We start from the raw sequence: 19,660 nt of genomic DNA on the forward strand, positions 1-19,660 counted from the left end.
ATGCCACCCGGGGAGGGGGTGCTGCGCCGGCACCCGTCAGCGCGTGTGGCCGTCGCCCTCGACGATCCACTTCGTCGTCGTCAGCTCGGGCAGGGCCATCGGCCCGCGGGCGTGCAGCTTCTGCGTCGAGATGCCGATCTCGGCGCCGAAACCGAACTCCCCGCCGTCGGTGAAGCGGGTGCTGGCGTTGACCATGACCGCCGCCGCGTCGACCTCCGCGGTGAAGCGCCGGGCTGCCGCCCGGTCCTCCGTGACGATCGCCTCGGTGTGCCCGGTCCCGAACCGACGGATCCGGTCCATCGCCTCGTCGAGGTCGTCGACGACGGCCACGCTCATCTCCAGGCCGTGCCACTCGGTCCCGAAGTCGGCTTCGCTCGCGAGGGCGTATGCCGCCCCGGCCGCTTCGGCGTACGGCGTGACCTCGGGTGCCACGTGCAGTCGCACGCCGGCACCGGCGAGGTCGGTGAGCGCCTTGGGCAGGAAGTCGGCGGCGACGTCACGGTGGACGAGGAGCGACTCGGCGGCGTTGCAGACGCTGGGCCGGTGGGTCTTGGCGTTGAGCGTGATGGCCCGGGCCTGGTCGAGGTCGGCGGCCCGGTCGACGTAGACGTGGCACACACCGACGCCGGTCTCGATGACGGGGACGGTCGACTCGCGGACCACCGTCTCGATGAGGTCGGCCCCCCCGCGCGGGATGACGAGGTCGACGTGGCCGCGGGCCGTCATGAGGGCCCGAGCCGCGTCGCGGCCCCCCTCCTCGAGGAGGGTCACGGCGTCGACCGGGAGGCCCTGCTGGGCCAGCGATCCGCGCATCGCCTCGACGAGGGCGTGGTTGCTGCTCGCCGCGGCCGACCCCCCGCGCAGGAGGACAGCGTTGCCGGACTTGAGGGCGAGGCCGGCCGCGTCGACGGTGACGTTGGGCCGCGCCTCGTAGATCATCCCGATGACGCCCATGGGCACGCGCACCTGGCGGATCTGCAGACCGTTGGCGAGGGTCGACCCGCGGACGATCTCGCCGACCGGGTCGGGCAGGGCCGCGACGTCGCGCAGGGCCTGGGCGACGGCGGCCACGCGGGCCCCGTCGAGACGTAGCCGGTCCTGGAGGCTCTCGCTCATCCCCGTGGCTCGACCGCGCTCGATGTCCTCCGCGTTGGCCTCGATGACCGTTGGAGCAGCGGCGTCGACGGCGTCCGCGAGCAGCAGCAGGGCCGCGTCCTTCTCGGCACGGGACATGAGGGCGAGCCGACGTGAGGCGGTGCGGGCGCGCTCTGCCAGGGCCGTCACGTGCTCGACGACGGCGGGGTCGATCGTCTGGGACATGCCTCCAGCGTAGGTCGTCACGCACCCGGGCGACCGCGGGTTTCCGGGGGCTGGACCAGAGGCCGCGACGGACGGCCCTGCGTGGCCCCGCGGCCCGTCACTAGAGTTCGAGGTGTGTCGCCCCACTCCGTCATCAGCACCGCCCGACGGCTCGTCGTCAAGGTCGGCTCCAGCTCGCTGACCGGGGTGGACGGCGGCATCGACCACGGCCGACTCGTGGCCCTGGCGAATGCCTTGGCGCACAAGCACCTCGACGGCACGCAGATCGTCCTCGTCAGCTCCGGTGCCATCGCCGCCGGCATCCACCCGCTCCGCCTCAACGCCCGACCCCGTGACCTCGCGACCCAGCAGGCAGCAGCCTCGGTCGGCCAGGGCGCCCTGCTCGCCGGCTACACGCAGGCGTTCGCCGGACACGACATCACCGTCGGGCAGGTGTTGCTCACCGCCGACGACGTCACGCGACGCACGCACTACGCGAACGCCCGACGCACCCTCGAGCGGCTGCTCGACCTCGGCGTGCTGCCGATCGTCAACGAGAACGACACCGTCGCCACGAGCGAGATCCGCTTCGGCGACAACGACCGGCTCGCCGCCCTCGTCGCCCATCTCATCGACGCCGACGCGCTCGTGCTCCTCTCCGACGTCGACGCCCTCTACGACGGACCCCCGAGCCGCCCCGGGGCCCAGCGCATCCCGGTCGTCCGAGGACCGCAGGACCTCGTCGGCGTCGAGATCGGCGGCAGCGGCTCGAAGGTGGGCACGGGTGGCATGACGACGAAGATCGAGGCGGCCCGGATCGCGACCGCGGCCGGCGTCGTCACCACGGTGACGGCCGCGGACCGGGTCACCCAGGTGCTCGACGGCGAGGACGTCGGCACGGTGTTCCTGCCGGTCGGGGTGCGCGGACGGTCCAGACGGCTCTGGCTCGAGCACGCGACGACCGCGCGGGGGCGGCTCATCATCGACGACGGCGCCGTCACGGCGCTGGTCCAGCGCAAGAAGTCGCTGCTCCCCGCCGGGATCACGGCCGTCGAGGGCACGTTCCACGACGGAGACCCCGTCGACGTGTGCTCTCCCGACGGCACCACGATCGCCCGCGGCCTCGTCAACTACAGCTCGTCCGAGCTCCCGTCCTTGCTGGGACGGTCGACGAGGGAGCTCGCCCGCGAGCTCGGCCCGGAGTACGAGCGGGAGGTCATCCACCGCGACGATCTCGTCGTCATCTGAGGACGACCACCCGACCGCTTCGTCACGGTCCGCCCGAGAGGTAGCGACCGGCCGGCGCGGGAGCGGCCGACGGTCCCGGGACGCCCCCCACCGGTCGGCGTCCGCCCGGGCGGTGTCGCAGTCGCCCCCCGTCCGGAAGGTTGCCCGTCCACCGGATCGACCTCGGACGCGCGAGTGGCCGCGCACACCCCTGGTGTACGCGGCCACTCCCCGTCCCCCCGTCGACCCGGCAGGGGGACGCATCGACTCAGTGCTGGGTCGCCGTCTCGGCGCCGTGACCGGTGAGCGAGCGCACCTCCATCTCGGCGTACTTCGCCGCGTTGTACTCGCGGCTCGTGACGGTGCCGATGTAGCCGAGGACGAAGCCGAGCGGAATCGAGATGATGCCCGGGTTGTCGAGCGGGAACCAGTGGAAGTCGACCCCCTGGAGCATCGACGGGCTCTTCTTGGTCAACGGGTCGATCGGCTTGCCGGAGACCACGGGGCTGAAGATGATCAGCGTGATGGCGCTGATGAGGCCGCCGTAGATGCTCCACAGCGCGCCCCTGGTGTTGAACCGCTTCCAGAAGAGCGAGTAGAGGATCGTCGGCAGGTTCGCGCTCGCGGCGATGGCGAAGGCCAGCGCCACGAGGAAGGCGATGTTCTGACCGAGGGCGAAGATGCCGCCGATGATGGCGATGGCGCCGAGGACGAGCGCTGCGATGCGCGCGACCTTGACCTCCTCCTCGGGGGTGGCGGTGCCCTTCTTGACGACCGTGTTGTAGATGTCGTGCGACAGGGACGCGCTCGCCGTGATGGTCAGGCCGGCGACGACCGCGAGGATCGTCGCGAAGGCGACCGCCGAGATGATCCCGAGCAGGATCTCGCCGCCGAGCTCGAAGGCGAGCAGCGGGGCCGCCGAGTTGACGCCACCCGGTGCCGCCTTGATGGCCGCCGCCCCTACGAGCTCCGCCGCCCCGAAGCCGAGGATGAGGGTGAAGATGTAGAAGATGCCGATGAGCCAGATGGCCCACACGACGGACCGACGGGCCTCACGCGAGGTCGGCACCGTGTAGAAGCGCATGAGCACGTGCGGCAGGCCGGCCGTGCCGAGGACGAGAGCCATCGACAGGGAGATGAAGTCGACGGGGTTCTTGTACTGCAGTCCCGGCTGGAGCAGGTCCTTCCCGCCCGCCTCCTGCGAGGCGGCCGTGGCCTCGCCGAGCAGGTTCGAGAGGCTGAGGCCGAACTTGGCGAGGACCCAGACGGTCATGATCGCCGCGCCGATGATGAGCAGCACGGCCTTGATGATCTGCACCCACGTCGTGCCCTTCATGCCGCCGAAGATGACGTAGAAGATCATGAGGATGCCGACGACGACGATGACGAGCCGCTGACCGACAGCGCCCTCGATGCCGAGCAGGAGGGCGACGAGTCCGCCGGCGCCGGCCATCTGGGCCAGCAGGTAGAAGAACGACACGACGAGCGTCGAGATGGCCGCGGCGATACGGACCGGTCGCTGGCGCAGCCGGAAGCTGAGCACGTCGGCCATCGTGTACTTGCCGACGTTGCGGAGCAGCTCGGCCACGAGCAGCAGGGCGACGAGCCAGGCCACGAGGAAGCCGATGGAGTAGAGGAACCCGTCGTAGCCGTTGATGGCGATGGCGCCCGCGATGCCGAGGAACGAGGCCGCCGACAGGTAGTCACCGGCGATCGCGATGCCGTTCTGCCGGCCGGTGAAGGCACGTCCACCCGCGTAGTACTCCGCGGCGCTGCGGTTGTTGCGCGACGCCCGGATGACGATGGCGAGGGTGACGACGACGAAGAGGGCGAAGATGCCGATGTTGATCGCCGGGTTGCCGACCGTGGTCGCCGCAGGGACGAGGGACGGGGCCGAGCCGAGGAGGGCGCTCACTGCTTGACCCCCATCTTCTGCGCGAGGGCTTCGGCCTCGGGGTCGAAGACGCGGTCGGCCCAGCGGGCGTAGACCATCGTGATCGTGAAGGTCGAGACGAACTGGAGGAGGCCGAGGATCAGGCCCCACGTGATGTTGCCGAGGACCCGCGTCCCCATGAAGTCCTTCGCGAAGACGGACAGCAGGACGTAGAGGAAGTACCACGCGAGGAACAGCGCGGTCAGCGGGAAGACGAACCTGCGGAACTTGCTGCGCAGCTGGGCGAACTCGGGCGAGTTCTGCATGGCGACGTTGGGATCGTCGACCACGCGCTCTGGAGCCTCTTTGCTCACTGGGCCACCTCCGGGGCGGTTGGGTCGTGCCTGGGTGCAGGGCGTTCGGCGCGGTCCTGTCGTCGCCGACGCTTCCCCGGACGGTCCCGTGGTGGCGTCGACGCCCCTGTCGCTCCGCGCTGCCGGCACACGGCCGGCGAGAGCCAAGGTAGAGCGCGCGCGGTGCCCCGGCAGGCGCAGCGTGGGGGCCATCGCCCAGCGGCGCCGATGGTTCGCCGTGCGCGGGATCAGCTGCGACGAGCGGTCGTCCCGGGGCGACGAACGGTCTCCCCCGTGCTTGGGTATGCCGGGTGCGGCGTCCCGTCGGACGCCGCCTCCACGGTCGGCGGGCGGCGGTACCAGCGCTCGGGGTGGAACGAGCCCCGGTTGAGGTCGATGTGCTCGGGGGCGTGCAGCCGGACCATGGTCTGCGCGACGTGCTCGGGGGTGCTCGATCGGGTGGCGAGCGACACGAGCACCATCGTCGCGAAGGCCAACGGCACGCTCACGGCCGCGGGCTGGGTCAGGACGACGCCGAACCAGCCGCCGGTGGTGATGCCGAACGTCGTCGTGACGACGGCTCCCATCGACAGGGCGCCCCCGACGACGAGGCCGGAGATCGCCCCACGCGACGTCAGCCCCCGCCACCAGATCCCGAGCAGGAGCATCGGGCAGAACGTCGACGCGGCCACCGCGAAGGTCAGCTCGACCGCGTGGGCCACGGGGACTCCGGCCGAGACGACGGTGAGCAGGAGCGCGCCGGCCACGACGACGACCGTCGTGAGGCGGAAGGTGCGGATGCCCTGGCGGTGCCCGGCGCCCCAGCGCACGAGGTCCTGGCTCACGACGCCGGCGACCGACACGACGAGGCCGGTCGACGTCGACAGGAACGCGGCGAACGCCCCGGCGGCGAGGACGGCGGTGAGCCCCTCGGCGACCGGACCCTCGAAGAGCCGGCTCGGCAGCTCGAGCACGACCGAGTCGGCTCGGCCGGCGGCGACGAGGTCCGGCGCGACGTAGCGCCCGATGACGCCGTAGACGACGGGCAGCAGGTAGAAGCCGGAGAGGAGCACGAGGACCGCGAGCGTCGTCCGACGGGCGGCGCGGCCGTCGGGGTTGGTGTAGAAGCGGACGACGACGTGGGGCAGGCCCATCGTCCCGAAGAAGGTCGCCAGGACGAGGGAGTACGTCAGGTAGAGGGCGTGCTCGCCGTGGAGCGGCTCGACCCAGTCGGTGACGAACACGGAGCCGACGGCTGGGTCGTCACTGCGTCCGCCCACCGCACCGAGCAGGAGGAAGAGGGGCGTCAGCAGCGCGAGCAGCTTGAGCCAGTAGTGGAAGGCCTGCACGAGGGTGACGCTCCGCATGCCGCCGGGCAGGACGTTGAGACAGACGACGACGGCGACGGCCAGCTGCCCCACCCACGACGGGGCCCCGGTCAGGGTGCGCAGGGTCAGGCCCGCGCCCTGGAACTGGGGGATGAGGTACAGCAGGCCGATCGCGACGACGAGCAGGCTCGACGCGCGGCGGGCGACGACGGACTCGAGGCGCAGCTGGGCGAAGTCGGGCAGGGTGTAGGCCCCCGACCGGCGCAGGGGCGCCGCGACGAACACCAGGAGCAGCAGGTAGCCCGCGGTCCAGCCGATCGGCAGCCAGAGCATGTCGACGCCGCGCGCGAGGATCAGCCCGGCGACCCCGAGGAACGATGCGGCAGAGAGGTACTCACCGCTGATGGCCGAGGCGTTGAGCACCGGGCTGACGCCGCGGGAGGCGACGTAGAAGTCGCTCATGGTCCGCGAGAGCCGCAGCCCGAAGGCGCCGACGGCGAGGGATGCGATCGAGACGAGGACGACGGCGACGATGCTCGCGGCGTTGTTCACCGGTGACGCACCCGGGTCACCGACCGTCGAGCAGGTCGCTGAAGGTGGCCTCGTTGCGCTCGGACCTCCGCACGTAGAACGCGCCGAGGCCGATGATCTCGGCGAACGCGACCACGGTGAGCAGGATCCACGGCAGCGGCACCCCGAGCAGGTGGATCCCGGCAAGCCCGGGGACGGCCACGAAGAGCAGGGGCAGCACTCCTAGCGTCGAGGCGAGCACGAGGAGGACCCCGAGGGCGAGGCGCAGCTGGCTGCGCATCAGCGAGGTGATGTAGACCTCGCCGAGCCGGGTCTGCTCGTCGATCTCGGAGGCGATCGAGACGTTCCGGGTGCGCGCGGCCGACGTGCGGGGGCTCGTGACGCGGACCCGTGCTCGGGGCGCCTCGGGCGTCATGACCCACCTCGCCCGAGGGGCTGGGCACGTCGCACGAGCAGGTCGCGCAGCGCGCGCGTGTGGCGTCGGCTCACGACGAGCTCGTGCCCGCCGACGACGACAGTCGTGCGCCCGCCCTCGGTGCGCCATTCGGTGATGTGGCCGAGCGCGACGAGCGAGGACCGGTGGATGCGCACGAACCCCGCCTCGCGCCACTGGTCGGCGAGGGTCGTGAGCGGCACGCGGACGAGGTGGCTCTCGCCCGCCGTGTGCAGGCGCGCGTAGTCGCCCTGCGCCTCGACGTAGAGGACGTCGGAACGCGGCACGAGCCGGCTCACCCCGGCCAGCTCGACGACGATGGTCTCGTCACCGGCCGACGCGGACGTCTCACGCCCGTGGATCTGCCGGACGACGCGGCGTACCGCCTGGTCGAGCCGCTCGTCGCGCACCGGCTTGAGGACGTAGTCGACGACGTTGAGCTCGAACGCGTCGACCGCATGCTGCTCGTGGGCCGTGACGAAGACGATCGGGGGCTGGGTCGTGAAGCGCGACAGCACCCGCGCGAGGTCGAGGCCGCTGAGGCCCGGCATCTGCACGTCCATGAAGATGGCATCGACCTGCTCCTCGTGCAGCACGCGCAGCGCCGCCTCCCCCGACCCCGCCGGGACGACCTGGCCCACGCACTCGTGGCGGCCGAGCATCCACGTGAGCTCGTCGAGGGCCGGTGCCTCGTCGTCGACGGCCAGCACCCGCAGCAGCGGCGCCGACTCGGTGTCCGGGGTCGTGGTCACACGTGCACCCCCGGACGGAACTTCGGCAGGCGCACGACGACCTTCGTGCCCGCGCCGGGTGCGGTCTCGACGACGAGACCGTAGTCGTCGCCGAAGGCGGTGCGCAGGCGCTCGTCGACGTTGGCCAGGCCCACGGAGTCGCTGCCCGGGTCGCCCGCGAGGACCCGGCGTACCCGCTCAGGGTCCTCGCCGACGCCGTTGTCCTCGATCGTCACGACGCACTCGTGGTCCGCGTCCTGCGCCAGGATGCTGATCTCACCGCTGCCCGCCCGGCCCTCGATGCCGTGCTGCACGGCGTTCTCGACGAGCGGCTGGAGGCACAGGAACGGCACGACGACGGGGAGCACCTCGGGCGCGACGCGGACCGTCACGGTGAGCCGCTCACCGAAGCGGGCCTTCTCGATGACGAGGTAGGCCTCGATGGACCGGAGCTCCTCTGCCAGCGTCGTGAACTCGCCGTGCCGCCGGAAGGAGTAGCGGGTGAACTCCGCGAGGTCGACGAGCAGCTCCCGGGCCCGCTCGGGGTCGGTGCGCGTGAACGACGCGATGGCGGTCAGCGAGTTGTAGATGAAGTGCGGACTGATCTGCGCCCGGAGGGCGCGCACCTCGGCCTCCATGAGCCGGGTGCGCGAGGCGTCGAGCTCGGCCAGCTCGAGCTGGCCGGAGACCCAGCGCGCCACCTCGTTCGTGGCCCGGACGAGACCCGCCGACGCCCGTCCGGTGAAGACCTGGAGCGTCCCGACGACCTTCTCGTCGACGTCGAGCGGGGCGACGATCGCCTGGCGCACGATGCACGAGGGCTCGGCGCACGCGACGTCCGCACCGTCGACGACGGTCGTCCGCCCGTGGCCGAGCGTCCCCGCGGAGATGACGCCGGGCTGGTGGGCGTGGTGCGAGCGACCACCCTCCCAGGCGAGCAACGCGCTCGTGTCGGTCATCGCGACCGCCGGTGCTCCGAGGAGCGACCGGAGGTGCTTGAGCGATCGCTCGGCGGCTGCGGGCGTCAGGCCCATCCGCAGCGGGGGTGAGGCCAGCAGCGCCGTGTGCAGGGTGCGGTACGTCGCGCGGTCGGCCTCGGTGCCGAGGTGACCGCGACGCAGCAGCGCGCCCCACGAGCTCATGCCGACACTGTAGGCGGTCACCCCTTGCGAGAGGCGCGGTCCTCGCGGACCCGGAACCAACCTCAGCCCCAGCGCAACACACCGTGCAGGTCGCAACTCACCGAGATCGGATTCTGGTGAGTCGTGACCTACTCTGTGTGTTGCCGCAGGGTGGGTGCGGTGGACTCAGGCGTCGTCGCCCTCGTCGGCGGCGACGTGCCAGAGGCCGGAGCGACGCTCGGCCTCGAGCTCCTCCTGCGTGGCGGCGCGGGCCGCGTAGCGGTCCTTCTGGGCCTCGCGCTTCTCGTCGCGGGTGGGCCGCGCGGACTCCGCGAGACGCAGGTCGGTGCCACGGGAGCCGAGCAGCTCGGCGCCGGCCTGGAGGGTCGGCTCCCAGTCGAAGACGACGGCGTCCTCGGCCGTGCCGATGACGACCGTGTCGCCGGCCAGGGCGCCGACCTTGTAGAGCTCCTCCTCGACACCGAGACGGCCGAGGCGGTCGGCGAGGTAGCCGACGGCCTCGTCGTTGGAGAAGTCGGTCTGGCGCACCCAGCGGTAGGGGCGCTCACCGGCGACCCGGAAGATCGGCCCGTCCGGGCCGTTCTCCTTGACGATGGTGAAGCCCTTGTCGTCGACGGACTTCGGACGCAGCACGACGCGCTTCGGCACGGCGGCCTCGGCCTCGATCTCGGCGCGGGCGGCGTCGACGTGGCGAGCCATCGCGAAGCTCAGCTCGCGCAGGCCCTGGTGGGCCACCGCGGAGACGATGAAGACCTCGATGCCACGCGCCTCGAGGTCCGGCTTGACCATCTCGGCCAGCTCCCGGGCCTCGGGCACGTCAGCCTTGTTGAGCACGACGATGCGGGTGCGGTCGGCGAGCGGCTTGCCGCCGAGGTCGGCGTCGGGCACGTAGAGCGAGAGCTCGTTCTCGATGACGTCGAGGTCACTCATCGGGTCGCGGTCGGGCTCGAGGGTCGCGCAGTCGATGACGTGGACGAGGACCGAGCAGCGCTCGACGTGGCGCAGGAACTCGAGCCCCAGGCCCTTGCCCTCGTGCGCGCCGGGGATGAGGCCCGGGACGTCGGCGACGGTGAATCGGGCCGAGCCCGCCGTGACGACGCCGAGGTTGGGCACGAGCGTCGTGAAGGGGTAGTCGGCGATCTTGGGCTTCGCGGCCGACAGCACCGAGACGAGCGAGGACTTGCCGGCGCTCGGGAAGCCGATGAGGGCGACGTCGGCGAGCGTCTTGAGCTCGAGCACGACGTCGACCTCCTCGCCGGGCTCGCCGAGGAGCGCGAAGCCGGGCGCCTTGCGACGGGCCGACGACAGCGCCTTGTTGCCGAGACCGCCGCGGCCACCGCGGGCGATGATGTGCTCGGTGCCCATGCCGACGAGGTCCATGATGATGCGCCCGTCGCCGTCCTTGACGACCGTTCCCTCCGGAACCGACAGGACGAGGTCGTCGCCGTCGGCGCCGTTCTTCTCGTCGCCGGCACCGGGCAGGCCGTTGACCGCCTTGCGGTGCGGGTGGCGGTGGTAGTCGAGCAGGGTCGTCGCCTGGGGATCGACCCTCAGGATGACGGAGCCGCCGTGCCCGCCGTTGCCGCCGTCAGGACCGCCGAGCGGCTTGAACTTCTCGCGCTTGACGGAGGCGACGCCGTGCCCCCCGGCGCCGGCGCTGAGGTGCAGCACGACGCGGTCGACGAAGGTCACTGCCATGGGGGTCACTCTTCCAGATCAGGGTGGGCGTACGGCATACGGAGGGGTGGGGCCGGGGAGGTGGAACTCGCGAGCTCGCGAGGGACTTCCACCTCATTCCGGAATGCCGTGTGCCCGGGAAAGGCGGAAGGGCGGGCCACGCGGGCCCGCCCTTCCGGTACAAACTCAGTGGTGATCAGCAGATCACTCGGCAGCTGCGGTCTCGACCTGCTCGATGTTGACCGTCTTGCGGCCGCGCTTGGTACCGAACTTCACGGCGCCGGCGACGAGGGCGAAGAGCGTGTCGTCGCCACCGCGACCGACACCCTCGCCCGGGTGGAAGTGCGTGCCGCGCTGACGGACGAGGATCTCGCCCGCGTTGACCTTCTGGCCACCGAAACGCTTGACGCCGAGGAACTGTGCGTTCGAGTCGCGACCGTTGCGGGTCGAGGACGCACCCTTCTTGTGTGCCATGTCAGTCCTTCTCTCGTGAGTCTCTGGGTTCCGGGTGGATCACGCGTTGATGGCGGTGATCTTGACCTGGGTCAGCGGCTGACGGTGGCCCTGACGCTTGCGGTAGCCGGTCTTGTTCTTGTACTTCATGATGACGATCTTGGGGCCCTTGGCGGCCTTGACGACCTCGGCCTTCACCGACACCTTGGACAGCTTGTCGGCATCGGACGTGACCGTGGTCCCGTCCACGAGGAGCAGCGGCGTGAGCTCGATGGCATCGCCGGGCTGACCCGTCACCTTGTCGACGAGCAGGACATCGCCCACCGACACCTTCTCCTGGCGACCGCCAGCGCGAACAATCGCGTACACAGTGAAACTCACTCTCTCATCAAGGGTTGGTATCGCCGCTTTCGGCACCGGCCCGTCAACACGGGCCCGGTGGGCGCACCAAGGGAAAAGATTACCGGCTGGAAGGTCCGACCTCCAAACCGAGGTCAGGCCCCGCCGGCGCTGCCCGACTCGCCCCCCGCGTCGCCACTGGCACGAGGCGGGCCGGCTGGGGCGACGACCCGACCGCGACGACGCCGACCCCGAGCTGCGGGCTGCACCTCGACGGCCGCCTCGACCGGGGCAGGGCCGCTGGTCTCGGCGCTGACCTCGGGCGGAGCGGGCGCCACCTCGGCCGCTGCTGCGTGACCCGCACCTCGGCCGCTACCGGTCTCGTCCGAGACGTCGGACTCCAGCTCGACGTGGGCTCCACCCTGGGTCGCCTGCTCGTCGGCGGGGTCGACGTCGTGCGCGTCGTCTCCCGACCACGGGCCGTCGTCCTGGGGGAAGGCCTTCCCGTCGTGGAGCTCGGCGCTCATCTCGGCACTCATCTCGGCACTCATCTCGGCGACGGCCTCAGCGGCCGCCTCCCCCGCGGGCTGGCCAGAGGCGCTCTTCAGCGCTGCCGCGTGGGCCGCTGCGGCGATCTGGGCTGCCGTGGGGCCGTTGCTCTTGGACTCCGCCTGCGGTGCCTGCTGGGACTGCTGGCTCGCCTGCTGTCCGCCGTTGCCCTGGTTGCCGCCCTGACCCGAGGCCTGGGCGGCGCCCTGACCACGGCCACGACGACGGCTGGTGCCGCCACCTGCGCCGTTGTCGCCCTGGCTCTGCTCGTGCGCGTGGGCGCCCTTGTCGACGGGGTCGGTGTGGATGATGAAGCCCCGGCCGTTGCAGTGGTCGCACGTCTCGGAGAAGACCTCGATGAGCCCCGACCCGACGCGCTTGCGGGTCATCTGGACGAGGCCGAGCGAGGTGACCTCGGCGACCTGGTGCTTCGTGCGGTCCCGGCCGAGGCACTCGAGCAGGCGACGCACGACGAGGTCGCGGTTGCTCTCGAGGACCATGTCGATGAAGTCGATGACGATGATGCCGCCGATGTCGCGCAGCCGGAGCTGGCGCACGATCTCCTCGGCCGCCTCGATGTTGTTCTTGGTGACCGTCTCCTCGAGGTTGCCGCCCGACCCGACGAACTTGCCGGTGTTGACGTCGACGACCGTCATCGCCTCGGTGCGGTCGATGACGAGGGAGCCGCCGCTCGGCAGCCAGACCTTGCGGTCCATCGCCTTGGAGAGCTGCTCGTCGACCCGGTGGTGCGTGAAGAGGTCCTCCTCGGAGGTCCACTTCGTGACGCGGTCGGCGAGGTCGGGCGCGACGGAGGAGATGTAGGGGTGGATCTCGTTCCACGCCTGGTCGCCTGCGACGACGAGCTGCTTGAAGTCCTCGTTGAAGACGTCGCGGATGACGCGGACCGTGAGGTCGGGCTCACCGTGCAGGAGCATCGGGGCCTGACCGCCGGTGACCGAACCCGGCGCACCGTTCTTCTTCTTGCCCTTGCTCTTGCCGGCGCGGGGGGTGGACGCCGCCTCGGCCTTGGCCTGGATGTCCTCCCACGTGCGCGTCAGTCGCTCGACGTCGGCACGCAGCTCCTCCTCGCTGGCGCCCTCGGCCGCGGTGCGCACGATGACGCCGGCCGAGTCCGGCACGACGTCGCGCAGGATCTTCTTGAGGCGCGCGCGCTCGGTGTCGGGCAGCTTGCGGCTGATCCCGGTCATCGAGCTGTTGGGGACGTAGACGAGGTAGCGACCCGGCAGGGAGATCTGCGAGGTGAGACGGGCGCCCTTGTGGCCGATCGGGTCCTTGGTGACCTGGACGAGCACCGTCTGGCCCGAGCCGAGGGCGTTCTCGATGCGCTTGGGCTGGTTGGCCTCGAGGCCGGCGGCGTCCCAGTTGACCTCACCGGCGTAGAGCACGGCGTTGCGGCCCTTGCCGATGTCGACGAAGGCGGCCTCCATCGAGGGCAGGACGTTCTGCACGCGACCGAGGTAGATGTTGCCGGCCATCGAGACGTTCGTGGCCTGGTCGATGTAGTGCTCGACGAGGACGCCGTCCTCGAGCACGCCCATCTGGGTGCGTCCCTCCTTGTTGCGCACGACCATGACCCGGTCGACGGCCTCGCGGCGGGCGAGGAACTCGGCCTCGGTGATGATGGTGCGGCGGCGCCCGGCCTCACGGCCTTCGCGACGGCGCTGCTTCTTGGCCTCGAGGCGGGTCGAGCCCTTGACCGCGACCGGCTCGTCGCTCTGGCTGCGCGGCTGGCGCACCCGGGTCGAGACGTTGGGGGTGTCCTCACCGGAGTCGGGGGCCGAGCCGGCCCGGCGACGACGGCGACGACGACGGCTCGAGCCGCCCTCGTCGTCGGAGTCGCCCTCGGAGTCGGCGTCGCCCTCGGAGTCGGCGTCGTGCGGGCCCTCGGCGACCTCACCGCGAGCGTCGCTCGAGCGCCGTGCGTCGCGCTCGTCGGTCTCGGACTGCTGGTCCTGCGCGTCGTCGTCGTCGGTGGAGCGGCCCCGGCGGCCCTTCCCGCCGCGCCGGCGTCGCGAGCGACGCGGGCTGCTCTCCTCGTCGGTCTGCTCGGTCTGCTCGTCGACGTCGGTCTGGTCCTCGTCTACGACGATGGGCTCGTCGTCCTCGACGTCGGGGGTCGGCTCCTCCGCCTCGGGCGGGGGCGTGCCACGGCGCCGGCGCGTCGGCACGGCCTGGCTCGCGTCCGGAGCCTGGAAGAGGACGCTGAAGCTGGGGACGACGGCGCCCTGGCGGTCGTCGTCGGAGTCCTCGACGGAGGCAGCCGCGTCGATGTCCTCGGACTCGTCGAGGGCGTCGACGTCGACGAGGGCGGAGGGGTCGATCGCGCCGGGGTCGGCGGCCGTGTAGGTCTCCGTGCTCGCGTCTGCGGGGCGCTCCGTGGTCGCGTCGTCGCCCGAGAGCGCGCCGGCGACGAGCTCCTCCACGGCAGCGCTGGCGCGGTCGGCCTTGGTGCGCGATCCACGCTTCGTGCTCCGAGCGGCTCGCGGTGCCCGCTCCGCCTTGGGGGCCTTCTCGGCGGGGGCGGCCTGGGTGGACTCCTCGGTGGACTCTTCGGCGACCGGGCTCTGCCGGTCGGTGTCGGTGTCGGTGTCGGTGTCGGTGTCGGTGTCGGTGGCAGGCTCGACCGGCGGGGCGACCGTCGCCTTCTTGCGCGTCGCGCGCTTGCGGGCCGGACGCTTGGTCTCGGGGGCGACCTCGGCCGGGGCCTCGCCGGTGGAGATTTCCCCGGACGCTGCGGCCACCGCGGGCTCGTCGGCGGAGGCCTCGACGGGGACTGCGCCCGGAGCCTCTGCAGAGGGCACGATCGTCGTGGCCTTCTTCGTCGTGCGACGCGTGGCGCGGCGCCGCGGCGCCGGCGCGTCCGTGCTCTGCTCGTTGCTCTGCTCCGAGGGGAACAGCGTGGCTTCGTCGCCGGTGGTGGTGTCGTTGGGTGCCATCAGGCAGCCTCCCGTCAGGTGCGGTGTGACCCACACGCGGCCGGGGCCGTCGACACCGCACGAGTGCGGTTGCAGTCGTCGCGCCGCGTCTGCGACGGGACGGAAGTCGTCTCGCTACACCCGAAAACGGTTCGCGCTGGGCGCGGCCCCGTGATCGAATGCCGTCGGCGTCCTGGTCGGCAACCATTTCGCTGTCATGACCTGGCAGGTCATTCCAGCGGGTCGGTCACCCGCACGTTTGCGGTGTCGAGCGGTCCCTGCGCCAGTCGCGTCACCAGTGGGGGGCGCGGAGGCTGCAGGTCGGCGATCTCACGCAGCGCGGTCAGGATGTCGTCGGGGCGTACAGCAGGTGTGGTGTGCCGTACGACCATGCGCAGTATCGCACAGTCGGTCCCGACTTCGTGAGTCGTGACCGTGTCGTCGAGCGCGTCGCGCGGGCCGAGGACGCGCGCGGCCACGATCGAGCCACGCACGTCGAAGGTGCGCGGACCGGACTTCGTCAGTCGGGTCACCTCGGCCGTGTCGCGCTCCATGAGGGCCGCGACGGCCGCCTCGAGAACCTCGAGCGGCACGCCGGCGAACTCGAGCAGCCAGTCGCTGGCCTCGAGACGGTCGGCGAGCGCCCCCGGGGCGGCCTCGACGACCTGGAGGATGTCGATCCCCTCGGGCAGTGCCTCGTCGAGCGCGGCGCGGACCGACTCGGGCTCGACGCGCTGGGTCACCGAGATCTCGAAGTACTCCGCCTCGCTGCCGGTGCCCGTGGCCGCAGCGTTGGCGTAGCTGATCTTCGGGTGCGGGTGGAAGCCGGCCGAGAACGCCATCGGCACGTCCGCCCGGCGTAGCGCCCGCTCGAGCGCGCGCTGGAAGTCGCGGCTCGAGGTGAACCGCAGCCGCCCCCGCTTCGTGTAGCGGATCCGGAGCTTCTGGACCGCGGGGTCCGGGGCCGGACCCTCGGGGACGCGCTGACGTGCCTGACGAGCCATGCCCGGAAGGCTACCGGCGTCGGCTCCTCGCCCCGGACGTCCTCACCTCGGACCAGGTCACTCGGGCGTGAAGCCCCGCTGCTCGTCGGCGCGTCGCTGCCGCTCCCGCATGTCGGCCTCGTCGAGGCGGGTCGCCTCGGCAAGGGACGGCGCGGTGCCGCCCATGCTCGCGGGGAGGAACTTGAGGTCGGGTCCGGTCAGGGGCTCGTAGGCCGCCCGGGCGACCGCCAGCAGGTCGGCCATCACGGCCTTGTACTGCTCGGTGACGGTCACGGGATCGGCGTCGGGCGCGACGGCGATCGGCTCCCCGACGTTGATGAGGATCGGGACGTTGGTGCGGCCGAGCCGCTTGGGGTGGCCCTTGGTCCAGACCCGCTGCGAGCCCCAGATCACGACCGGCAGGATCGGGACGCCGGCCTCGACGGCCATCCGGGCCGCGCCGGTCTTGAACTCCTTGAGCTCGAAGGAGCGCGAGATCGTCGCCTCCGGGAAGACGCCGACGATCTCTCCGGAGCGGAGCGCGTCGACGGCGGCGGCGTAGGACGCCGCACCAGCCGTCCGGTCGACCGGGATGTGCTTCATGCCGCGCATCAGCGGACCGCTGACGGCATGCGAGAAGACCCCGTCCTTGGCCATGAACCGCACGAGTCGGTCGGACTTCTGCGCGGCGAGCCCGGCATACGCGAAATCCATGTAACCGGTGTGGTTGATCGTCATCACCGCTCCCCCGACGCGCGGGACGTTGTCGTCGCCGAGGACGGTGAACTTCAGCCCCTGCATCGCGAACACCCCGCGGGCGAAACCGATGACGGACGAGTAGACGGGCTCCATGGGGACACTCTGCCCTGCTCCGCTCCAGTTCGGCACGCCGATGGGCCGGTCGCTGCTGCCGACGAACGCGGGATGACCATGATGGCGAGCGCGGCCGTGACAGACACCACGCCGGTCCCGGCGCTCGCCGTGCGGACCGGCTGGGGTGACGCGCGGACCGCGCCGGACGGCATACGGGCGCGGTCCGACCGTGCCGGACGCCCGGGGAAAGCCGGTCGAAGGCACCCCGGCGCGCATGGAAGGATTGGGCGCATGACTGACACACCTGCACCCACGACCTCGCGGATCCCCGAGCGACCCACGCTCGACGGGCTCGAGGAGAAGTGGATGCAGGTATGGGCCGACGAGGGCACCTACGCCTTCGACCGCGAGAAGGCGCTCTCGCTCCCCCGCGACCAGGTCTTCGCCATCGACACCCCGCCGCCCACGGCGAGCGGCAGCCTGCACGTCGGCCACGTCTTCAGCTACACCCACACCGACTGCATGGCGCGCTACAAGCGGATGCAGGGCCTCGAGGTCTTCTACCCGATCGGCTGGGACGACAACGGCCTGCCGACCGAGCGCCGGGTCCAGAACTACTACGGCGTGCGCGGCGACGCGAGCCTGCCCTACGAGGAGGGCTTCGCGCCGCCCTTCGAGGAAGGCGTCGACGCCAAGGGAAAGGCCATCAAGGCCGCCGACCAGCGCCCGATCAGCCGCAAGAACTTCATCGAGCTGTGTGACGTCCTCACCGTCAAGGACGAGGTGACCTTCGAGTCGCTCTTCCGTCGCCTCGGCTTCAGCCTCGACTGGAACATCTCCTACCGCACCATCGACGAGCGCTCGCGCGCCGTGGCGCAGCAGGCCTTCCTGCACAACCTCGAGCGCGGCGAGGCCTACCAGAGCGAGGCCCCGGGCCTGTGGGACGTGACGTTCCAGACCGCCGTGGCGCAGGCCGAGCTCGAGGCACGCGACTACCCCGGCGCGTACCACCGGGTCGCCTTCCACCGGGACGGCGGCGAGCCGGTCTTCATCGAGACGACCCGGCCCGAGCTCATCCCGTCGGTCGTGGCGCTCATCGCCCACCCCGACGACGAGCGCTACCAGACGCTCTTCGGCACGACGGTCACCTCCCCGCTCTTCGGCGTCGAGGTGCCGGTGGTCGCGCACCGCGCCGCCGAGATGGACAAGGGCGCGGGCATCGCCATGTGCTGCACCTTCGGCGACCTCACCGACGTCATGTGGTGGCGCGAGCTGCAGCTGCCGATCCGGTCACTCATCACCCGCAACGGCCGCCTCCAGGCCGAGACGCCCGAGTGGCTCGCCGGCGGGCCGGGCGAGGCGCTCTACGCCGAGTCGCTCGCGACGAAGACGACGTTCAGCGCGCGCGAGGCCGTCGTGGCCGCCCTGCGCGAGTCCGGCGACCTCGACGGCGAGCCGCAGAAGACCCAGCGCAAGGCCAACTTCTACGAGAAGGGCGACAAGCCGCTCGAGATCGTCACCTCCCGCCAGTGGTACATCCGCAACGGCGGCCGCGAGGAGGCACTGCGCTCCAAGCTCGTCGGCATGGGTGACGAGGTCGACTTCCACCCCGCCTTCATGCGCTCGCGCTACAAGAACTGGGTCGAGGGCCTCAACGGCGACTGGCTCATCTCGCGCCAGCGGTTCTTCGGCGTGCCGTTCCCCGTCTGGTACCCCGTCGACGCCGCGGGAGAGGTCGACCACGACCACCCGCTGACGCCGCCGGCCTCAGCACTGCCCGTCGACCCGCAGATCGACGTGCCCGAGGGCTACGAGGAGTCCCAGCGCGGCCAGGCGGGGGGCTTCGTCGCCGACCCCGACATCATGGACACGTGGGCCACGTCGTCGCTGACGCCGCAGATCGCGGCCGGCTGGCCGGTCCGTGAAGGTGCCGCCGACGGCAACCGCCTCGGGTCGGACGAGGCGCTCTTCGCGAGCGTCTTCCCCTACGACCTGCGCCCCCAGGGGCACGACATCATCCGCACGTGGCTCTTCGCCACGGTGACGCGCTCGTACTTCGAGCACGGTGTGCCGCCGTGGAAGCACGCCGCGATCAGCGGCTGGATCCTCGACCCCGACCGCAAGAAGATGAGCAAGTCCAAGGGCAACGCCGAGACGCCCGAGGACGTCGTCAAGGCCAACGGCGCCGACGCGGTGCGCTACTGGGCGGCCTCCGGGCGCCTCGGCACCGACGCCGCCTACGACACCGGGCAGATGAAGGTCGGGCGCCGGCTCGCCATCAAGGTGCTCAACGCGAGCAAGTTCGCCCTGGGCTTCGGTGACGTCGACGGCGACCTGCGGGCCGCCGTGACCCACCCCCTCGATCTCTCGATGCTCGCGGCCCTCGCCGACGTCGTCGACAAGGCCACCCAGGGATTCGAGGGCTGGGACTACACCCGGTCGCTCGAGGCCACCGAGACCTTCTTCTGGACGTTCTGCGACGACTACCTCGAGCTCGTCAAGGACCGCGCCTACGGCGGCCAGGGCGACGCGGCCGCCGCGAGCGCCCGTGCCGCGCTTCGCCTCGCGCTCGAGACGCTGCTGCGCCTGCTCGCGCCGTTCATCCCCTACGCCACGGCGGAGGTGTGGTCGTGGTTCGGCGAGGGCTCGGTGCACCGCCAGCCGTGGCCGACCCGCGACGAGCTGCCCTCCGGTGGCCAGCCCGCGCTCCTGACGTCCGTCGGCGCCGCCCTCGCGGGCGTGCGCAAGGTCAAGTCCGAGGCCAAGGTCGGCATGCGCGCCGAGGTGCGCACCATGACCCTCGTCGCCCCCGCCGCGTCGGTCGCCCACGTGCGGGCGGCCGAGTCCGACCTGCGCGCCAGCGGCCGCATCAGTGAGCTGGCGTATGCCGAGGGCGAGGTCGTCGAGGTGCGTGACGCCGAGCTCGTCCCCGTCGAGAAGCCGGCCGCCCGGGGCTGACCCACGGGGCGATCCGTCGGTCGTCGCCGTCCGGA

At 71.4% G+C, this 19,660-nt stretch carries 15 protein-coding genes; 2 read left to right on the top strand and 13 right to left on the bottom strand.

The features are described 5' to 3' along the window. Positions 1 to 36 precede the first annotated feature (36 nt). Positions 37 to 1,320: a glutamate-5-semialdehyde dehydrogenase gene (locus NR112_RS16760; protein WP_256795443.1), complete on the bottom strand. Its 1,284-nt coding sequence runs from the start codon at positions 1,318 to 1,320 to the stop codon at positions 37 to 39. 114 nt (positions 1,321 to 1,434) lie between these two features. Between NR112_RS16760 and proB the strand changes: the two genes are divergently transcribed. Then, the gene (gene proB, locus NR112_RS16765; protein ID WP_256795444.1) at positions 1,435 to 2,547 is read left to right on the top strand and encodes a glutamate 5-kinase; all 1,113 of its coding nucleotides are present in this window, start codon (positions 1,435 to 1,437) and stop codon (positions 2,545 to 2,547) included. A gap of 247 nt (positions 2,548 to 2,794) precedes the next feature. On the opposite strand, the gene NR112_RS16770 is transcribed toward proB, so the two are convergent. From NR112_RS16770 to NR112_RS16825, 12 genes are all read right to left on the bottom strand, one after another. Beyond that, positions 2,795 to 4,441 (bottom strand): cation acetate symporter, encoded by a 1,647-nt coding sequence (locus NR112_RS16770; protein ID WP_256795445.1) that lies wholly within the window; start codon positions 4,439 to 4,441, stop codon positions 2,795 to 2,797. After that, positions 4,438 to 4,725 carry a DUF485 domain-containing protein gene (locus tag NR112_RS16775; RefSeq protein WP_256795475.1) on the bottom strand — a complete coding sequence of 96 codons (288 nt, stop codon included), beginning with the start codon at positions 4,723 to 4,725 and terminating at the stop codon, positions 4,438 to 4,440. The genes NR112_RS16770 and NR112_RS16775 overlap by 4 nt, the downstream gene beginning before the upstream one ends. Before the next feature lie 275 nt (positions 4,726 to 5,000). After that, a complete protein-coding gene (locus NR112_RS16780) occupies positions 5,001 to 6,632 on the bottom strand; it encodes a cation acetate symporter (RefSeq protein ID WP_256795446.1) in 1,632 nt (543 codons plus the stop codon). Positions 6,633 to 6,648: 16 nt separating this feature from the next. Then, a complete protein-coding gene (locus NR112_RS16785) occupies positions 6,649 to 7,026 on the bottom strand; it encodes a hypothetical protein (protein ID WP_256795447.1) in 378 nt (125 codons plus the stop codon). Then, a complete protein-coding gene (locus NR112_RS16790) occupies positions 7,023 to 7,796 on the bottom strand; it encodes a LytTR family DNA-binding domain-containing protein (RefSeq protein ID WP_256795448.1) in 774 nt (257 codons plus the stop codon). The genes NR112_RS16785 and NR112_RS16790 overlap by 4 nt, the downstream gene beginning before the upstream one ends. Beyond that, the gene (locus NR112_RS16795; RefSeq protein ID WP_256795449.1) at positions 7,793 to 8,917 is read right to left on the bottom strand and encodes a sensor histidine kinase; all 1,125 of its coding nucleotides are present in this window, start codon (positions 8,915 to 8,917) and stop codon (positions 7,793 to 7,795) included. Before NR112_RS16795 ends, NR112_RS16790 begins: the two co-directional genes overlap by 4 nt. Positions 8,918 to 9,082: 165 nt before the next feature. Next, positions 9,083 to 10,615, bottom strand: a complete 1,533-nt coding sequence (gene obgE, locus NR112_RS16800) for a GTPase ObgE (protein ID WP_256795450.1) — start codon at positions 10,613 to 10,615, stop codon at positions 9,083 to 9,085. A gap of 183 nt (positions 10,616 to 10,798) precedes the next feature. Continuing rightward, complete coding sequence (gene rpmA / locus NR112_RS16805) at positions 10,799 to 11,068, bottom strand: 50S ribosomal protein L27 (RefSeq protein WP_045190101.1); 270 nt, start codon at positions 11,066 to 11,068, stop codon at positions 10,799 to 10,801. Between the two features lie 39 nt (positions 11,069 to 11,107). Further along, positions 11,108 to 11,416 (bottom strand): 50S ribosomal protein L21, encoded by a 309-nt coding sequence (gene rplU, locus NR112_RS16810; protein ID WP_028785644.1) that lies wholly within the window; start codon positions 11,414 to 11,416, stop codon positions 11,108 to 11,110. 125 nt (positions 11,417 to 11,541) lie between these two features. Further along, positions 11,542 to 14,892 (bottom strand): Rne/Rng family ribonuclease, encoded by a 3,351-nt coding sequence (locus NR112_RS16815; protein ID WP_256795451.1) that lies wholly within the window; start codon positions 14,890 to 14,892, stop codon positions 11,542 to 11,544. A 209-nt stretch (positions 14,893 to 15,101) separates the two neighbouring features. Further along, positions 15,102 to 15,875: a TIGR03936 family radical SAM-associated protein gene (locus NR112_RS16820; RefSeq protein ID WP_256795452.1), complete on the bottom strand. Its 774-nt coding sequence runs from the start codon at positions 15,873 to 15,875 to the stop codon at positions 15,102 to 15,104. A gap of 57 nt (positions 15,876 to 15,932) precedes the next feature. Then, positions 15,933 to 16,706, bottom strand: coding sequence for a 1-acyl-sn-glycerol-3-phosphate acyltransferase (locus NR112_RS16825; RefSeq protein WP_256795453.1), 774 nt, complete (start codon positions 16,704 to 16,706; stop codon positions 15,933 to 15,935). A 252-nt stretch (positions 16,707 to 16,958) separates the two neighbouring features. Between NR112_RS16825 and valS the strand changes: the two genes are divergently transcribed. After that, positions 16,959 to 19,625 (top strand): valine--tRNA ligase, encoded by a 2,667-nt coding sequence (gene valS, locus NR112_RS16830; protein ID WP_256795454.1) that lies wholly within the window; start codon positions 16,959 to 16,961, stop codon positions 19,623 to 19,625. Positions 19,626 to 19,660: the final 35 nt, after the last annotated feature.

It is taken from the genome of Terrabacter sp. Ter38, assembly GCF_024519435.1.
In the GTDB taxonomy this organism is placed as follows: domain Bacteria; phylum Actinomycetota; class Actinomycetes; order Actinomycetales; family Dermatophilaceae; genus Terrabacter.